1 protein-coding gene is annotated in these 1,272 nt (G+C 66.0%); it reads left to right on the top strand.

Going from position 1 to position 1,272, the window contains the following annotated elements:
• On the top strand, nucleotides 1-915 hold a 915-nt coding region (locus GH681_RS22940), incomplete at its 5' end, for an IS110 family transposase (RefSeq protein ID WP_228112056.1).
• Between the last annotated feature and the right edge of the window lie 357 nt (nucleotides 916-1,272).

Below are 1,272 nucleotides of genomic sequence, written 5' to 3' on the forward strand. Positions count from 1 at the left end.
AGCGTGACGTGTTTTGCTCGGCGCCGCGCCTCGGGGGTTGCGATGGAGGCGTGGGGCAGCGCGCATTACTGGGCCCGCAGGCTGATCGGGTTGGGTCACGAGGTGCGACTGATCGCGCCCAAGTTCGTGCGCCCGTTCGTGCGCAGCAACAAGACCGACGCGGCCGACGCCCAGGCGATCTGGGAAGCGGCGCAGCGCCCCGAGCGGCGCTTCGTGGCGGTCAAGAGCGAGCAGCAGCAGGCGGTGCTGATGCTGCACCGGATGCGCGAACAGTTGGTGAAGATGCGCACGATGCAGATCAACCAGTTGCGCGGCTTGCTCTACGCGTTCGGGGTGAATTTGCCGGCCGGCCGGCAAAAGGGCCTGGCCGAGGTGGCACCAGCGCTGGCGCAACTCGAAGACAGCTTGCCGGCGCTGGTGCTCGAGGCGCTCCAGGCGCAGCGGGCGCGCATCGACACGCTCACCCGGGACATCGAGGAGATCGAGCGCAAGCTGGCCGCGTGGCGCAAGGAAGACGAGGCCGCCCGGCGCCTGATGCAGATCCCCGGTGTGGGCGTGCTCACGGCCACCGCCGCGGTGGCCACAATCGGCGATGCCAAGGTCTTCAGCAGCGGGCGCGAGTTCGCTGCCTTCCTCGGCCTGGTGCCTCGACAAAGCGGCACCGGCGGCAGGGTGAAGCTACTGGGCATCAGCAAGCGGGGCGACGTGTACCTACGCAAGTTGCTGATCCATGGCGCACGCGCGGTCATCGCCCACGCCAAGGAACGCGATCCGTGGATCGACGGGCTGCTGGCACGCAGACCGATCAACGCCGTCGTCGTGGCCCTGGCCAACAAGATGGCACGCACCGCCTGGGCCCTGCTGGCCTACGGGCGGTGTTACGAGAAAAGGCGTTATGCAGAAGGACTGGCGTGACCTCGAGCAGCGCCAGGAGCACGAACCCAGAGTTGATCGTCCAAGGTTGCGCAGGTTGAGGCAAGCATGATGGCGTAAGAGGTCGGACCGTGGGGAAATCAGCCTGCAAGCCCGCTTGTCCTTCGAGGACGCGTAGGAGATGAGGCCTTCCCCAGCGAATTCCATCAGGGCCAGCAGACATCGGGTCTGCACAACAGGCCGGATATAAGACTGCAGCCAGATCCTCAAGCGTCAAATGCAAACTTCACTTGCCAAACCGGGAGGCGTCCATATAAGCGGGCTTGACCGCGACTGCAGATGACCGGCACCGCACAGGTCGCGGTCGAGCCCGCTCCTGCGGAGTGTCGGATCCGCGAT

Source organism: Zoogloea sp. 1C4, from assembly GCF_009469605.1.
Taxonomy (GTDB): Bacteria; Pseudomonadota; Gammaproteobacteria; order Burkholderiales; family Rhodocyclaceae; genus Zoogloea; species Zoogloea oryzae.